Annotated in this window: 15 protein-coding genes; 7 read left to right on the top strand and 8 right to left on the bottom strand. The window is 63.2% G+C overall.

All coding sequences use genetic code 11. The annotated features are described in order from the left end of the window. Positions 1 to 41: 41 nt before the first annotated feature. The 4 genes from CT3_RS17065 to grpE form a co-directional block, all read right to left on the bottom strand. Positions 42 to 992 carry a LysR family transcriptional regulator gene (locus CT3_RS17065; protein WP_066537015.1) on the bottom strand — a complete coding sequence of 317 codons (951 nt, stop codon included), beginning with the start codon at positions 990 to 992 and terminating at the stop codon, positions 42 to 44. A 513-nt stretch (positions 993 to 1,505) separates the two neighbouring features. Further along, positions 1,506 to 2,642, bottom strand: coding sequence for a molecular chaperone DnaJ (dnaJ, locus tag CT3_RS17060; RefSeq protein ID WP_066537006.1), 1,137 nt, complete (start codon positions 2,640 to 2,642; stop codon positions 1,506 to 1,508). 99 nt (positions 2,643 to 2,741) lie between these two features. After that, a complete protein-coding gene (gene dnaK, locus CT3_RS17055; RefSeq protein WP_066537005.1) occupies positions 2,742 to 4,697 on the bottom strand; it encodes a molecular chaperone DnaK in 1,956 nt (651 codons plus the stop codon). Positions 4,698 to 4,790: 93 nt separating this feature from the next. Continuing rightward, the gene (grpE, locus tag CT3_RS17050) at positions 4,791 to 5,339 is read right to left on the bottom strand and encodes a nucleotide exchange factor GrpE (protein ID WP_066537004.1); all 549 of its coding nucleotides are present in this window, start codon (positions 5,337 to 5,339) and stop codon (positions 4,791 to 4,793) included. Positions 5,340 to 5,560: 221 nt separating this feature from the next. Here grpE and rpsF point away from each other — a divergent pair, with 221 nt between their 5' ends. The 5 genes from rpsF to dnaB all read left to right on the top strand — a co-directional run bounded on the left by rpsF (position 5,561) and on the right by dnaB (position 8,736). After that, entirely contained in the window at positions 5,561 to 5,923 is a 363-nt protein-coding gene (gene rpsF / locus CT3_RS17045; protein WP_066537003.1) for a 30S ribosomal protein S6, read from the top strand. Between the two features lie 29 nt (positions 5,924 to 5,952). After that, on the top strand, positions 5,953 to 6,243 hold the full coding sequence (gene priB, locus CT3_RS17040; protein ID WP_066537001.1) for a primosomal replication protein N: 291 nt from the start codon (positions 5,953 to 5,955) through the stop codon (positions 6,241 to 6,243). 18 nt (positions 6,244 to 6,261) lie between these two features. Continuing rightward, positions 6,262 to 6,543 carry a 30S ribosomal protein S18 gene (gene rpsR, locus CT3_RS17035; protein ID WP_066536999.1) on the top strand — a complete coding sequence of 94 codons (282 nt, stop codon included), beginning with the start codon at positions 6,262 to 6,264 and terminating at the stop codon, positions 6,541 to 6,543. A gap of 12 nt (positions 6,544 to 6,555) precedes the next feature. Continuing rightward, complete coding sequence (rplI, locus tag CT3_RS17030) at positions 6,556 to 7,008, top strand: 50S ribosomal protein L9 (RefSeq protein WP_066536997.1); 453 nt, start codon at positions 6,556 to 6,558, stop codon at positions 7,006 to 7,008. Positions 7,009 to 7,296: 288 nt separating this feature from the next. Then, positions 7,297 to 8,736 (top strand): replicative DNA helicase, encoded by a 1,440-nt coding sequence (gene dnaB, locus CT3_RS17025; protein WP_066536996.1) that lies wholly within the window; start codon positions 7,297 to 7,299, stop codon positions 8,734 to 8,736. Positions 8,737 to 8,923: 187 nt separating this feature from the next. Here dnaB and CT3_RS17020 read toward each other — a convergent pair whose 3' ends face one another. The 4 genes from CT3_RS17020 to CT3_RS17005 form a co-directional block, all read right to left on the bottom strand. After that, positions 8,924 to 9,328, bottom strand: coding sequence for a hypothetical protein (locus CT3_RS17020; protein ID WP_066536995.1), 405 nt, complete (start codon positions 9,326 to 9,328; stop codon positions 8,924 to 8,926). Between the two features lie 3 nt (positions 9,329 to 9,331). Continuing rightward, a complete protein-coding gene (locus CT3_RS17015) occupies positions 9,332 to 11,194 on the bottom strand; it encodes a PhoH family protein (RefSeq protein ID WP_066536994.1) in 1,863 nt (620 codons plus the stop codon). A gap of 163 nt (positions 11,195 to 11,357) precedes the next feature. Then, complete coding sequence (locus CT3_RS17010) at positions 11,358 to 11,846, bottom strand: peroxiredoxin (RefSeq protein WP_066536993.1); 489 nt, start codon at positions 11,844 to 11,846, stop codon at positions 11,358 to 11,360. 132 nt (positions 11,847 to 11,978) lie between these two features. Further along, on the bottom strand, positions 11,979 to 12,347 hold the full coding sequence (locus CT3_RS17005) for an Mth938-like domain-containing protein (protein ID WP_066536991.1): 369 nt from the start codon (positions 12,345 to 12,347) through the stop codon (positions 11,979 to 11,981). Between the two features lie 161 nt (positions 12,348 to 12,508). Here CT3_RS17005 and CT3_RS17000 point away from each other — a divergent pair, with 161 nt between their 5' ends. Together CT3_RS17000 and CT3_RS16995 are read left to right on the top strand one after the other, a co-directional pair. Beyond that, positions 12,509 to 13,783: a pyridoxal phosphate-dependent aminotransferase gene (locus CT3_RS17000; protein WP_066536989.1), complete on the top strand. Its 1,275-nt coding sequence runs from the start codon at positions 12,509 to 12,511 to the stop codon at positions 13,781 to 13,783. 71 nt (positions 13,784 to 13,854) lie between these two features. Further along, positions 13,855 to 15,189 (top strand): homoserine dehydrogenase, encoded by a 1,335-nt coding sequence (locus tag CT3_RS16995; RefSeq protein WP_066536988.1) that lies wholly within the window; start codon positions 13,855 to 13,857, stop codon positions 15,187 to 15,189. The last annotated feature ends 69 nt before the right edge of the window (positions 15,190 to 15,258 follow it).

Below are 15,258 nucleotides of genomic sequence, written 5' to 3'. Positions count from 1 at the left end.
GGTGTTCTCGTGGTCGTTGGGTTTTTTGAAATCGGTGGATTCTAGGGAGTTGCCTGCAAGGCCTGTGGCACTTGCGGGGCGGACCGGCTCAGGTGTTCCACCAGCAGGCGCGCCGTCACCGGCAAGGTGTCGAAGTCGCGGGCGACCAGGCTGAGCATGCGCTGCGCCCAGGCATCGGTCAGCGGCACGGCGCGCAGCTGGCCCACGCCGTGCATCAGCTCGAAGGCGCGGTCCGGAATCAGGCCCACGCCCAGGCCGTTGTCGATCATGCGGCACATGGCATCCAGGCTGGTCACCTGGATGCGCTGGTGCAGCGGTTGGCCCGCGCGGGCAGCGGCGCCGCGCATGGCCAGACTGATGGAGCTGCCGCCATGCAGGCCCACCACGTCCCAGTCCAGCACCTCGTCAAAGGCCACGTTTTCACGTTCGGCCAGCGGGTGGTGGTCGGGGCAGACCAGCACCAGGCGGTCGTTGCGGTAAGGGCGGCTTTGCAATCCGTTGTCGCTGCCGGAGGCCAGCGAGCAGATGCCGATGTCGGCCGTGCCTTCGGCCACGGCGCTGATCACGTCGGGGCTCAGGTGCTCCTGCAGATCGATCTTGATCTGGCTGTGTTCCTTGGCAAAAGCGCCCAGGTCTTCCGGCAGGAACTGCACGATGGCCGAGATGTTGGCGTGCATGCGCACATGGCCGCGCACGCCTTCGGCGTATTCGCTGAGTTCGCCCTGCATGCGCTCCAGCCCGTACAGCACGTTGCGGGCATGGTGCAGCAGGCTTTCGCCGGCAGGGGTGAGGGTGACGCCACGGCTGTGGCGGTAGAGCAGGGCGGTGTCGACCGCAGCTTCCAGGTCGGACAGGCGTTTGCTGACGGCGGAGGCGGCAATGTATTCGCGCTCGGCCGCACGGCCGATGCTGCCCAGTTCGCAGACTGCGACAAACAGCTGCAGCGATGTCAGGTCGATGCGTCGCGCAAAACTGCGCTCGGAATTTCTCATGGTGGGGGAGAGTCGTTTTATCTTCTCGTTTGGAGAAGTGTTGGGGATTTTCCATGGTAAATCACCGCTCAGTCATCGTCAAATGAGATGTCTTGCGTGGCCGGCGGTGCAGGCCGCCTTCGCGGTTGGCGCGGGCTGCGTGGCACGGCGATCCGCCGCTAGCGCCGTGGGGGCGTGGGGGACGGCGGCCTGCGCTGCTTTTTCCAGTGAAATCAAGGCGGTAGGCACAGGGCTGCGTGACATGGGGACGCGCGCAAGGCACTTTCGCACTGCCTTACCAGGGCTAAAGTGCCCGTAGACGGTACCCACGGCGTGTCCCGGGAGCCCGTCAAAGGGGTGCCGAGGAAATGGAGCGTGTGGCGCGCCTGCCACCTGGGAGGAGAGGCGCTGCAGCCGGTGTCACCGCGTGGAAATCGCTTCAGGGCATAAAAAAACGCAGCCCGAAGGCTGCGTTTTCCGTGGTGCGCGCGGTGCGCCGCAATGGCGCAATCGCGTCATGACGCAATGGCGCAATCAGCTGAAGAAGCTCTTGAGCTTGTCGGTCCAGCTGCTGCCGCTGGGCGAATGGCGCGAGCCGCCTTTCTTGAGCGAGTCTTCCAACTCGCGCAGCAGCTTGCGCTGGTGCTCGGTCAGCTTGACGGGGGTTTCCACCACGATGTGGCAGTACAGATCGCCGGGGTAGCTGGAGCGCACGCCCTTGATGCCCTTGCCGCGCAGACGGAACTGCTTGCCGGCCTGGGTGCCTTCGGGGATGTCGATCGCGGCCTTGCCCTGCAGCGTGGGCACCTCGATCTCGCCACCCAGGGCCGCGGTGATGAAGCTCACCGGCACCTGGCAGTGCAAATCGTCACCGTCGCGCTCGAAGATGTCGTGCTTCTTGATGCGGATCTCGATGTACAGATCGCCTGCCGGGCCGCCATTGGTGCCGGGCTCGCCATTGCCGACGCTGCGGATGCGCATGCCGTCGTCGATGCCGGCGGGAATCTTGACTTCCAGCGTCTTCTGCTTCTTGAGCTTTCCCTGGCCGTGGCAGCTGGTGCAGGGCTCGGGAATGATCTTGCCCGTGCCGCGGCAGTGCGGGCAGGTCTGCTGCACGCTGAAAAAGCCCTGGCGCATCTGCACCGAGCCCTGGCCACCGCAGGTGGTACAGGTCTTGGGCTGGGTGCCGGGCTTGGCGCCGCTGCCGTGGCAGGTGTCGCAGCTTTCCCAGCTGGGGATGCGGATCTGGGCGTCCTTGCCCTTGGCCGCTTCTTCCAGCGTGATTTCCATGCCGTAGCTCAGGTCGTTGCCACGGTAGACTTGGCGTCCGCCGCGACCCTGGCCGCCACGGCTCTGGCCGAACATGTCGCCAAAGATGTCGCCAAACGCTTCGGCGAAACCGCCAAAGCCTTCCGCACCGCCGCCCATGCCGCGGTTGGGGTCCACGCCGGCGTGGCCGTACTGGTCATAGGCCGCACGCTTCTGGCCGTCGGAAAGCATCTCGTAGGCCTCTTTGACCTCCTTGAACTTTTCTTCGGCTTCTTTGGCCTGGTCTCCCTGGTTGCGGTCAGGGTGGAACTTCATGGCCAGCTTGCGGTAGGCCTTCTTGATTTCATCGTCCGAGGCGGTCTTGGCAACGCCCAGAACCTCGTAATAGTCGCGTTTGGACATGAGTGGTGGGGTCCTTCAGAACAGGAACGCCGCGCAAGCCCTGAAACCAGGGTCCGGCGCGGCGGCAGGCGGGCCGTGCGGCCGCTCTACTGCATCAAATTACTTTTTGACTTCCTTGACTTCGGCGTCAACGATGTCGTCGTCGCTGGCATTGCTGGAAGCCTGTTGTGCGCCGGCAGCCGATTCGGCACCGGTGGCGCCTGCGGCACCGGCCGCTGCGGCTTGGGCAGCCTGGGCGTCAGCGTACATCTTCTCGCCCAGCTTCTGGCTGGCGGTCATCAGGGCGTTGGTCTTGTCGTCGATCGCGGCCTTGTCGTCACCCTTGAGGGCTTCTTCCAGGTCCTTGATGGCGGCTTCGATCTTTTCCTTCTCGCCGGCGTCCAGTGCGTCACCGTGCTCGGTCAGGCTCTTCTTGACGCTGTGGATGGTGGCTTCACCCTGGTTGCGGGCCTGGATGATTTCCAGCTTCTTCTTGTCTTCGGCTGCGTTCAGTTCCGCATCCTTGACCATCTGCTGGATCTCGTCTTCGGACAGACCGGAGTTGGCCTTGATGGTGATCTTGTTTTCCTTGCCGGACGCCTTGTCCTTGGCCGAGACGTTCAAGATGCCGTTGGCGTCAATGTCGAACGCCACTTCGATCTGGGGAACGCCACGGGCTGCGGGCGGGATGCCTTCCAGGTTGAATTCACCCAGCAGCTTGTTGCCCGAAGCCATCTCGCGCTCGCCTTGGTAGACCTTGATGGTCACGGCCGGCTGGTTGTCGTCGGCGGTGGAGAAGGTCTGGGCGAACTTGGTCGGGATGGTGGTGTTCTTGGTGATCATCTTGGTCATGACACCGCCCAAGGTTTCGATACCCAGGGACAGCGGGGTCACGTCCAGCAGCAGCACGTCGGAACGTTCACCGCCCAGCACCTGGCCTTGCACGGCAGCGCCCACGGCCACGGCTTCGTCAGGGTTCACGTCCTTGCGGGGCTCCTTGCCGAAGAATTCCTTGACCTTTTCCTGCACCTTGGGCATGCGGCTCATGCCGCCGACCAGGATGATGTCGTCGATGTCGGACACGGCAATGCCGGCATCCTTGATGGCGGTGCGGCAAGGGGCGATGGTGCGCTCAATCAGCTCTTCCACCAGGCTTTCCAGCTTGGCGCGGGTCAGCTTGATGTTCAGGTGCTTGGGACCCGAAGCGTCCGCAGTAATGTAGGGCAGGTTGATGTCGGTGGCGGCCGAGCTGGACAGCTCGATCTTGGCCTTTTCGGCTGCTTCCTTCAGGCGCTGCAGGGCCAGCACGTCCTTGGACAGGTCCACACCCTGTTCCTTCTTGAACTCGGCAATGATGTAGTCGATGATGCGCTGGTCGAAGTCTTCGCCGCCCAGGAAGGTGTCGCCGTTGGTCGACAGCACTTCGAACTGCTTTTCGCCGTCCACGTCGGCGATTTCGATGATGGACACGTCGAACGTACCGCCACCCAGGTCATACACGGCGATCTTGCGGTCGCCCTTGCCGGTCTTGTCCAGGCCGAAGGCCAGGGCTGCGGCAGTGGGCTCGTTGATGATGCGCTTGACTTCCAGGCCGGCGATGCGGCCTGCGTCCTTGGTGGCCTGGCGTTGTGCGTCGTTGAAGTAGGCCGGCACGGTGATCACGGCTTCGGTCACGGCTTCGCCCAGGTAATCCTCGGCGGTCTTCTTCATCTTGCGCAGCACTTCTGCGGAGATCTGGGGCGGGGCCAGCTTCTGGTCGCGCACCTGCACCCAGGCGTCGCCGTTGTCGGCCTTGACGATTTCAAAAGGCATCAGGTTGATGTCCTTTTGCACTTCCTTCTCGTCGAACTTGCGGCCGATCAGGCGCTTGGCGGCGTAGATCGTGTTCTTGGGGTTGGTGACGGCCTGGCGCTTGGCCGAAGCACCGACCAGGATTTCGCCGTCTTCTTGGTAGGCGATGATGGACGGCGTGGTGCGGGCACCTTCGCTGTTTTCGATGACCTTGGTGGTGTTGCCTTCCATGATGGCAACGCAGCTGTTGGTCGTGCCCAGGTCAATACCGATGATTTTTCCCATTTTTGAGGCTCCGAATTGGTGAAATATTTGGTGGACTGGTTGGTAGCTAGGGATGTATTCCCGGTCTTCAAGCCAGTAGGGTCTTCTTTTTGCTTACTTGGGGGCGGCCACGGTGACCAGGGCCGGGCGCAGCACGCGGTCGGCAATCAGGTAGCCTTTTTGCAGCACGCTCACAATGGTGTTGGCTTCCTGCTCGGCAGGCACCATGGAGATGGCCTGGTGCTGGTGCGGGTCGAACTTGGCGCCGGCTTCCGGATTGATGGTCACCACCTTGTTGCGCTCCAGCGCGTGGACCAGCTGGCGCAGCGTGGCGTCCGAGCCTTCGCGCAGTTGCTCGGGGGTGGCGTTCTGGATGGCCAGGGCCGCGTCCAGGCTGTCGATCACAGGCAGCAGGCTTTCGGCAAAGCTTTCGATGCCGAACTTGCGGGCCTTGGCGACTTCTTCTTCGGCGCGGCGGCGGGCGTTCTCGGCCTCGGCCTTGGCGCGCAGGAACTGGTCAGCCAGTTCTGCACTCTTGGCTTTCAGCTCGGCCAGCTCCGCCTGCAGACGGTCCATTTCGCCGGCGGCATGGGCGGCCAGCGCGGCCTCCATTTCCTCTGGGGAAGCGTCGGCCGGTAGGGTGTTGGTGTTCTGATCGGACATGGGTGCAGTGGTCAGTGAATGGTGAAGATACCTTCTACCGTGGGGGCGGTGTGCCGGATTTCAAGGGAAAGTTCCCCGGAAAACCAATGTCCCCATTGCGGCAGACGGTTTTTTGCCAGCCGTCACTGTACAGGGAAAACGCCTAAGTCTATAATTGCTCGCTTTGCCTTGCCACACCGCTTCAGGACGCAGCGGGGGGCCTAACCCAAAAGGGAGTTTTCATGCGTCATTACGAAATCATTTTGTTGATCCACCCGGATCAAAGCGAACAAGTTCCAGCCATGCTGGAGCGCTACAAGGGCATGATTGCCGCCGGCGGCGGTAAGGTGCACCGTGAAGAAGACTGGGGCCGTCGTCAGCTGGCCTACATGATCAACAAGCTCGCCAAGGCCCACTACCTGTGCCTGAACATCGAAGCCGACCAGGCTGTGATGGCTGAGCTGGAGCATGCCTTCAAGTTCAACGACGCCGTGCTGCGTCACCTGACGGTTCAAAAGAAGAACGCCGATACGGCTCCTTCTTCGATGATGAAGACCGTCGAGCGTGAAGAAGCCCGCAAGGCCAGCCAAGCTGAACAAGCCTAAGCTGCCCGGTAGTCACTGATCCCTTGGGAGTGGAAAACCACGTTGCCTTGACCGCCTGTATCGCCGAGGTTCAGCCCCTGCGCTACACGCCCGCCGGATTGCCCGCTTTGGACATGCGCCTCGAACACGAGTCGCAGCAACAAGAAGCCGGCAATGCCCGCAAGGTTCAGGCGATGGTGAAGGCGGTGGCCTTCGGTGCGCTGGCAGAGCGTCTCGCCCGCCAGGCACTGGGAAGCAGCTGGAAGTTCCAGGGCTTTCTGGCCACGCCGCGCAACAGCAAGACTGTGGTGCTTCACATCCAAGACATTCAACAAAATTAATTTTCAAGAGGTCCAGCAATGGCCACGTTCAAGAAATTCAACAAAGACAAGCGCCCCAAGCGCAACAACCAGTCGCTGCTGTTCAAGCGCAAGCGCTTCTGCCGCTTCACCGTGGCTGGTGTGGTCGAAATCGACTACAAGGATGTCGACACCCTGCGTGACTTCATCGCCGAAAACGGCAAGATCATCCCCGCACGCCTGACCGGCACGCGCGCCATCTACCAACGTCAGCTGAACACTGCCATCAAGCGCGCTCGCTTCCTGGCCATGCTGCCGTACAGCGACCAGCACAAGATCTAAGGAGCACGAACCATGCAAATCATTCTGCTCGACAAGGTTGTGAACCTGGGTAACCTGGGTGAAATCGTCAAGGTCAAGGACGGTTACGCACGTAACTTCCTGATCCCCGCTGGCCGCGCTCGTCGCGCTACCGAAGCAGCCAAGGCTGAATTCGAAGCCAAGCGCGCTGAACTGGAAAAGGCAGCTGCTGAAAAGCTGGCTGCTGCCCAGGCTTCCGGCGAAAAGCTGAACGGCACGACCGTGAAGCTGTCGCAAAAGGCTGGCGTGGATGGCCGTCTGTTTGGTTCCGTGACCAACGCCGACATCGCTGAAGCCCTGAAGGCCCAAGGCTTTGACGTGGTCAAGTCCCAAGTGCGCATGCCCAACGGTCCCATCAAGACCGTGTCTGCTTCCACCGTGGAAGTGGCTCTGCACACCGACGTTGTCGTGGAAGTGAGCGTGGAAGTGGCTGGCGACCACGCCTAAGCTTTCGCGGATCTTTTCGATCTGTCACCAAAAGCCGCCTTTGGGCGGCTTTTGTGTTTTCTGCGGCCCAGCCGGGTCGCCTGGAAACTTCCTGCACCAGGGCCGGCGATGCCGGGCCTGCTGTGCGCAGGCAGCGCCTGATGGGGCTGCTGCGGTGTGCCACGCTGCTGCGCCTGGGGCGAGCAGTGTGGTGCGCATGACCCTTGTCACCCGCCTGCGCGGGATGACTCTCCGTGACGCGGCGCTGCCATGGCGCTACGATCAAGGGCTTGATTGTTTGGGAACCCCATGTCTTCTGTGATGCCCCCCCTGGATACCGATGATGTTTTTGGCGCCCCTGCCGGTTCGGGCGTGGCGGACCAGCAGGTGGCGCAGCTGCGGGTGCCCCCGCACTCGCTGGAGTCCGAATCCTCGGTGCTGGGCGGCCTGCTGCTGGACAACAACGCCTGGGACCGCGTGGGTGACCTGCTCAAGGACAATGACTTCTACCGCCACGAGCACCAGCTGATCTTTGAAGCCATCGGCAAGATGATCAACGCCTCCAAGCCGGCGGACGTGATCACGGTGTACGAGCACCTGCAGGGCATGGGCAAGGCCGAGGAAATCGGCGGTCTGCTGTATCTGAACCAGCTGGCCCAGTACGTGCCCAGTGCCACCAACATCCGCCGCTACGCGGAAATCGTGCGCGAGCGCGCCATCCTGCGCAAGCTGGTGACGGCCAGCGACGAGATTGCCACCAACGCCTTCAATCCCCAGGGCAAGCCCGTGGAGCGGGTGCTGGATGAGGCCGAGCAGAAGATCTTTGCCATTGGCGAAGAAGGCTCGCGCATGAAGCAGGGTTTCCAGTCGCTGGACACCTTGGTCGTGAACCTGCTGGACCAGGTGCAGGAGATGGCTGACAACCCCATGGACGTGACCGGCGTGCCCACGGGCTTCGCTGATCTGGACCGTATGACATCGGGTCTGCAGGCCGGCGACATGGTGGTGCTGGCGGCGCGTCCTTCCATGGGCAAGACCTCGTTCGCGGTGAACATTGCCGAGCATGTGGCACTGAACGAAGGCCTGCCGGTCGCCATCTTCTCCATGGAAATGGGGGCCGCCCAGCTGGCGGTGCGTATCGTGGGCTCTATCGGCAAGGTGAACCAGGGCAATCTGCGCACCGGCAAGCTGACCGATGAAGAGTGGCCGCGCCTGACCGAAGCCATCGAGCGCCTGCGCACGGTGAGCCTGCACATTGACGAAACCCCGGGTCTGACCCCGTCCGAGCTGCGTGCCAACGCCCGCCGCCTGGCGCGCCAGTGCGGCAAGCTGGGTCTGATCGTGGTGGACTACTTGCAGCTGATGAGCGGCTCCGGAGCGGGCAGTGCCGACAACCGCGCCACCGAGCTGGGGGAAATCTCCCGGGGCCTGAAGATGCTGGCCAAGGAGTTGCAATGCCCGGTGATTGCGCTGTCGCAGCTGAACCGTTCGGTGGAGCAGCGCACCGACAAGCGCCCCATGATGTCCGACCTGCGTGAATCGGGCGCCATCGAGCAGGATGCGGACATCATCATGTTCATCTACCGCGACGACTACTACAACAAGGACAGCAAGGAGCCGAACATTGCGGAGGTCATCATCGGCAAGCAGCGTAACGGCCCCACGGGCACGGTGAAGCTCTTCTTCCAGAAGAACCAGACCCGCTTCGAAAACCTGGCCATGGACTACAGCACCAGCAGCGACTACTGAGGCCGCAGCCGTCCGTACCCGGACCCTGTCCATGAAAAAAGGCCTTGCCGATTGGCAAGGCCTTTTTGTTGCAGTCGGTGCAGTAGCGTTCAGCCCTGCTTTTTTCTATGCATACCCCTGGTGGACTACGGCGGGGTATTCATAGATATGGGTCGGCGGGTTTTGTTCCGGCCGTCCGATGCGCAGCCTAGCTGCGCAGCACCTGGATCAGCAGGCCGATCACCACCACGCCAAGCACGCCGCAGGCCCAGGCCAGGCGGGTGGCACCGGTGCGCAGCAGGCCCACGGTCTGCACGATCTGGGACTGCTGCTCGGCCATCTGCTCGATCAGCTGGGCGGAGGCGTGCTGGGCCTGTTCCAGCTGGGCCACGCGGGCTTCCAGCTGGGCCACATGCTGCAGTGCCAGCTCGCCCGCATTCTGGGCGGGCAGGGCGATGCCGGCCGGTGCGCTGGGCGCTACGGCGGCATCACCGCCGCCTTCGGCCGGTGACTTGTTCAGCAGCCCCTTGGCGGCCTTGAGCACATGGGGCGCTGCCTGGATGACATCGCCCCAGGGCACCAGCTTTAACGCGGAAACCCAACCGATGGCCATGGCTTACAACACCTCGCTGGCAAAATCCGCCAGGCGCGAGCGTTCGCCGCGCGCCAGCTGGATGTGGCCGCTGTGCGGCCAGCCCTTGAAGCGGTCCACGGCAAACGTCAGACCGGATGAGCCTTCCGTCAGGTAGGGGGTGTCGATCTGTGCCAGATTGCCCATGCAGATGATCTTGGTGCCGGGGCCGGCACGGGTGATCAGGGTCTTCATCTGCTTGGGCGTCAGGTTCTGCGCCTCGTCGATGATGACGTACTTGTTCAGGAAGGTACGGCCACGCATGAAGTTCATGCTCTTGATCTTGATACGGCTGCGGATCAGCTCGTTGGTGGCCGCGCGGCCCCATTCGCCGGGGTTACCGCCGTCGCCCTTGGCCAGGAACTCCAGATTGTCGTCCAGGGCGCCCATCCAGGGGCCCATCTTCTCTTCCTCGGTGCCGGGCAGGAAGCCGATGTCCTCGCCCACGCTCACCGTGGCGCGGGTCATGATGATCTCGGTGTAGCGGCGCTCGTCCAGCACTTGCGTGAGGCCGGCGGCCAGGGCCATCAGCGTCTTGCCGGTGCCGGCGGTGCCGGTGAGGGTGACAAAGTCCACCTCAGGGTCCATCAGCAGATTCATGGCGAAGTTCTGCTCGCGGTTGCGGGTGTTCACGCCCCAGACGGTGTGCTTGCTGCTGCCGTAGTCCTTGAGTGTCTCCAGCACGGCCGTCTTGTCGCGGATCTCGACCACGCGCGCATACAGGCTGGGCGCGCCCGGGGCTTCGTAGTAGACGAACTGGTTGATCATCAGCTGCTGCGCAAAGCTGCCGGTGATGCGGTAGAAGTTGCGGCCGCTTTCCTGCCAGCTTTCCACCTGCTTGCCGCCCTTGTCCCAGAAGTCGGCGGGCAGGGCCAGGGCGCCGGAGTACAGCAGATCGCCATCGTCCAGGGCCTTGTCGTTCTGGTAGTCCTCGGCCGGCAGGCCCAGTGCGCGCGCCTTGACGCGCATATTGATGTCCTTGGACACCAGCACCACTTCCTGCTGGCCTTTCTTGTGGCTGCGCAGGGCTTCGACCACGCCCAGGATCTGGTTGTCGGCCTTGCCTTGCGGCAGGCTGGTGGGCAGCTGGTAGTCCAGCGGTTCGGTCTGGAAGTACAGGTGGCCGGTGCTGCCCTTGTTGCCCGTGGCATCCAGGCGCAGGCCGGAGCCCAGGTCGGCGTTTTCCTGTGCGGCGACCAGGGCATCCAGGGTGCGGCTGACCTGGCGGCCGTTGCGGGCCACTTCGGTCATGCCCTTCTTGTGGGCATCCAGCTCTTCCAGCACCACCATGGGCAGGAAGATGTCGTGTTCCTGGAAGCGGAACAGGCTGCTGGGGTCGTGCAGCAGCACATTGGTGTCCAGCACAAACAGCGTGCTCTGGCCCACGCGCTGCTTCTTGCTGGTGCGGGCGGGGGTGTCGGTCGTTGCGGTGCTGGTCGCTGCCTTGCGCGTACCGCGCCTGGCCTCTGGGGCTGCGGCCGGTTCGGCGGTTGCCCGGACGGGGCTGGAGGGGGCTACAGGCTTGGCTGCGGGGGCGGCTGGCGTGACCGGTGCGGTCGGGGCCGGGCTCAGCAGCGCGGCGCGCTGGCGGGCCAGGCTCTGGGCGGCTGCAGCGGTCGCGTTGCTGACCTGGGGGTTGTGGTTCTGAGGGGATGCCTTGGCGCTGCTCTTGCGCGCTCGGGCGGGGGCAGCAGGCGCGGCCTGCATGGGCGCGGCGGGCTGGATGGCGTCGTCATCGGCCACTTCTGCGAGGGCGGCTGCCGCACGCTTTGTGGTGCGCAGCGGCGCATCAAAGGCTTCCTTGGCGAGCCGGGAGGCGCGGCGAGTCGGTGCGGGAGGCAGGGGCATGGTGTTCAGGCCTTGTTTTCAGGGCTAGAAAAGCACAAAGCCGCCGGATCGCTGACCCAAGCGGCTTTGGTAGGGAGGAAAGAAATGCAGGGCACACAGCTCAAACGCATGGGCCCATTATGCACATCTGGCGGCCCAGATCGGCCGCCGGAATGCCAGTGGATCAAGCGGCCTTTTTGATGGCTGCTTTGAGGCCCTTGACGGCCTTGAGGACTTCGTCCACGTGGCCGGGGACCTTCAGGCCGCGCCACTCCTGCACCAGCAGGCCGTCGGGGCCGACCAGGAAGGTGGAGCGCTCGATGCCCTTGACCTTTTTGCCGTACATGATCTTGTTCTTGACCACGCCGAACATGTGGCACATTTTTTCTTCGGTGTCGGCGATCAGCTCGAACGGCAGCTCAAGCTTTTCCTTGAAGTCATCATGGGACTTCATGTTGTCGCGCGACACGCCAAACACCGCGGCGCCGGCCTTCTCGAAATCCTTGTACTTATCGCGGAACTGCATTGCTTCCGTGGTACAACCAGGCGTATTGTCCTTGGGGTAGAAATACAGGATCAGGATCTGGCCCGTATGGGAAGTGTTGGATACCTTGATCCCACCGGTTGCGTTGGCTTCAAATTCAGGAAGGGGTTTGTTGACAACGATCGCCATGCGCTTCTATCTCTCGGATGTGGACGTTAAAAAGCCGAGGGTATGGGTGTGCTGCTTTGAACTCGGTAAGCCCCCGACCGCAACCTGCGATTTTACCCTGATTCGCTTCAAAAAGGGAATCCGCTCAGGAGCCTACTCCACGAGTAGGGCTGCGAGCACCGGCCGGCCTTCTTGTGACAAAACGTTATAGGTACGGCAGGCAGCCGGAGTGCCCATGGTTTCCACGCCGATGCGCTTGGCCGTCAGCGGGGCCAGCCAGGCGGGCGGCACAAAACGCAGCTTGGCGCCGCTGCCAAAGATCACCACCTCCACCGGCTGTTCGGCCAGCAGCGCAAAGTGCTCGGCCGTCAGGTCTTCGAAACGGGTGCAGTTCCAGGCCTGCAGCAGGCCGTTGGAGCCCACCAACATGCTGCTGGTGAACTGCACCTGGTCCACGGCCAGCCAGCCGCTGCCGTGGCCGGTGAGTGTCAGGGTGTCGGATTTGTCGGGCTGGAATTTCATGGGTCGGCGCTCCTTCTGCGTTCAAGATGCCACACCGTCCCAACGGGCGCAGCCACATTCCGCACCCGCATGGGGCATACGCGCGGAACTGTGGTCAAATTATAGGTTTCACCGAGGCGCGGGCGCGCCTTGGCGCCAACCAGCCCTTCGGAATCCTCCCCATGAAGACCGTCCAGAAATCTGCCAAGTTAGCCAACGTCTGCTATGACATCCGCGGGCCGATCATGGACGCGGCGAAGAAGGTGGAGGAAGACGGCCAGAAGATCATCAAGCTCAACATCGGCAATCTGGCGGTGTTCGGCTTCGATGCGCCGGAAGAGGTCCAGCAGGACATGATTCGCAACCTGCCCAATTCGGCCGGCTATTCGGACAGCAAAGGTATCTTCGCCGCCCGCAAGGCCGTGATGCACGAAACCCAGCGCCAGGGCATCAAGGGAGTCACGCTGGATGACATCTACCTGGGCAACGGCGCCTCCGAGCTGATCAGCATGGCCACCAATGCCTTGCTGGACAACGGCGACGAGATGCTGCTGCCGGCCCCCGACTATCCGCTGTGGACTGCCGCGACCAGCCTGTCGGGCGGCACGCCGGTGCACTACATGTGCGATGAGAGCAATGGCTGGATGCCCGACATGGCCGACATCCGCGCCAAGATCACGCCGCGCACCAAGGGCATTGTGGTCATCAACCCCAACAACCCCACGGGCGCGCTGTACTCCAAGGAACTGCTGCTCGAGATCGTGGCACTGGCCCGCGAGCACGGCCTGGTGATCTTTGCCGACGAGGTCTACGACAAGGTGCTGTACGACGATGCCGTGCACACCCCCCTGGCCGGACTGTCCACCGATGTGCTGACGCTGACCTTCAACTCCCTGTCCAAGGCCTACCGCAGCTGCGGCTACCGTGCGGGCTGGATGGTGGTCTCGGGCGACAAGAAGCCCGCCAAGGACTACATCGAAGGCCTGAACATGTTGTCCAACATGCGCCTGTGCGCCAACGTGCCCGGGCAGTGGGCCGTGCAGACGGCACTGGGCGGCCACCAGGGCATTGACGCGCTGGTGAAGGAGGGCGGCCGCCTGCGCGTGCAGCGCGATCTGGCCTGGGAGCTGATCAATGCGATTCCGGGCGTGAGCTGCGTCAAGCCCCAGGGCGCGCTGTACATGTTCCCGCGCCTGGACCCCGCGGTCTATCCCATCCAGGACGACCAGGAGTTCTTCCTTGAAGCGCTGCAGGAAACCAAGGTCATGCTGGTGCAGGGCACGGGCTTCAACTGGCCCCACCCCGACCATTTCCGCATCGTCTTTCTGCCGCACGACGCCGACCTGCGCGAAGCCATCAACCGCCTGGCTGCCTTCCTGGCCAAGTACCGCCAGCGCCACGGCACCGACAAGCTCGCGCTGGTCAAGCCGGGCAAGCCCAGCAAGGCTGTGGCATAAATTTTTTTATAGCTGTATGCGTAGTTCCAGTAAGCGCTGCAGTCCCTTTTGACTGGTAATCGTTAGACCTTATGAAACCGATCCAAGTAGGCCTGTTGGGCATTGGCACCGTGGGCAGCGGCACTTTCAACGTGCTGCAGCGCAACCAGGAAGAGATCCGCCGTCGCGCGGGTCGTGGCATTGAGATTGCCATGGTGGCCGACTTGGATACCACGCGCGCCAAGGCCGTGGTGGGCGACGCTGCCAAGGTGGTGGGCGATGCGCGCGAGATCATCGCCAACCCCGACATCGACGTGGTGGTGGAGCTGATCGGTGGCTACGGCATTGCCAAGGCCCTGGTACTGGAAGCGATTGCGGCCGGCAAGCATGTGGTCACCGCCAACAAGGCGCTGCTGGCCGTGCATGGCACGGAAATCTTCAAGGCGGCGGCCGAAAAGGGCGTGATGGTGGCCTATGAAGCGGCCGTGGCCGGTGGCATCCCCATCATCAAGGCGCTGCGCGAAGGCTTGACCGCCAACTCCATCCAGTGGGTGGCGGGCATCATCAACGGCACGACCAACTTCATCCTGTCCGAAATGCGTGACAAGGGCCTGGACTTCGATGTGGTGCTGAAGGAGGCGCAACGCCTGGGCTATGCCGAAGCCGACCCCACCTTCGACATCGAGGGCGTGGATGCGGCCCACAAGGCCACCCTGATGAGCGCGATTGCCTTCGGCATCCCCGTGCAGTTCGACAAGGCCTATGTGGAAGGCATCACCAAGCTGTCTTCGGCCGACATCAAGTACGCCGAGCAACTGGGCTACCGCATCAAGCTGCTGGGCATCACCAAGCGCACGGACAAGGGCATCGAGCTGCGCGTGCACCCCAGCCTGATCCCGGCCAAGCGCCTGATCGCCAATGTGGAAGGCCCCATGAACGCCGTGGTGGTGAACGGCGATGCCGTCGGCACCACGCTGTACTACGGCAAGGGCGCGGGCTCCGAGCCCACGGCTTCCGCCGTGGTGGCCGACCTGGTGGACATCGCCCGCATGGACGGCTCCGACCCCGCCCACCGCGTGCCGGCCCTGGCCTTCCAGAGCAGCACGCTGGCCGCCGCCGGCAGCGAACTGCCGGTGCTGCCCATGGCCGATGTGGTCACCAGCTACTACCTGCGCATCCGCGTGGCCGACGAAGCCGGAGTCCTGGCCAAGATCACCACGCTGCTGGCCAACACCGGCATCAGCATCGATGCCGTGCTGCAGCGGGAAGCCGATGAAGTGGGTGGCGAAGGGTCGACCCAGACCGATCTGATCATCCTGACGCACGACACGCGCGAAGGCGACATGGACAAGGCGCTGGCCGAAATCCAGGGCCTGCCCACCGTGCTGGCCCCGATCACCCGCATCCGCAAGGAAGAGTTGAACTGATTCTCCCCGTGAGCGGCTGCGCCGCCGCCCCCGTGCCGGCTGTGCCGCAGGGGGCTGGCGCTTTCGCTG

It is taken from the genome of Comamonas terrigena NBRC 13299, from assembly GCF_006740045.1.
Taxonomy (GTDB): Bacteria; Pseudomonadota; Gammaproteobacteria; order Burkholderiales; family Burkholderiaceae_C; genus Comamonas; species Comamonas terrigena.
Note: the sequence above shows the minus strand (reverse complement) of the source record. Positions and strands in the feature narration are given on the sequence as shown.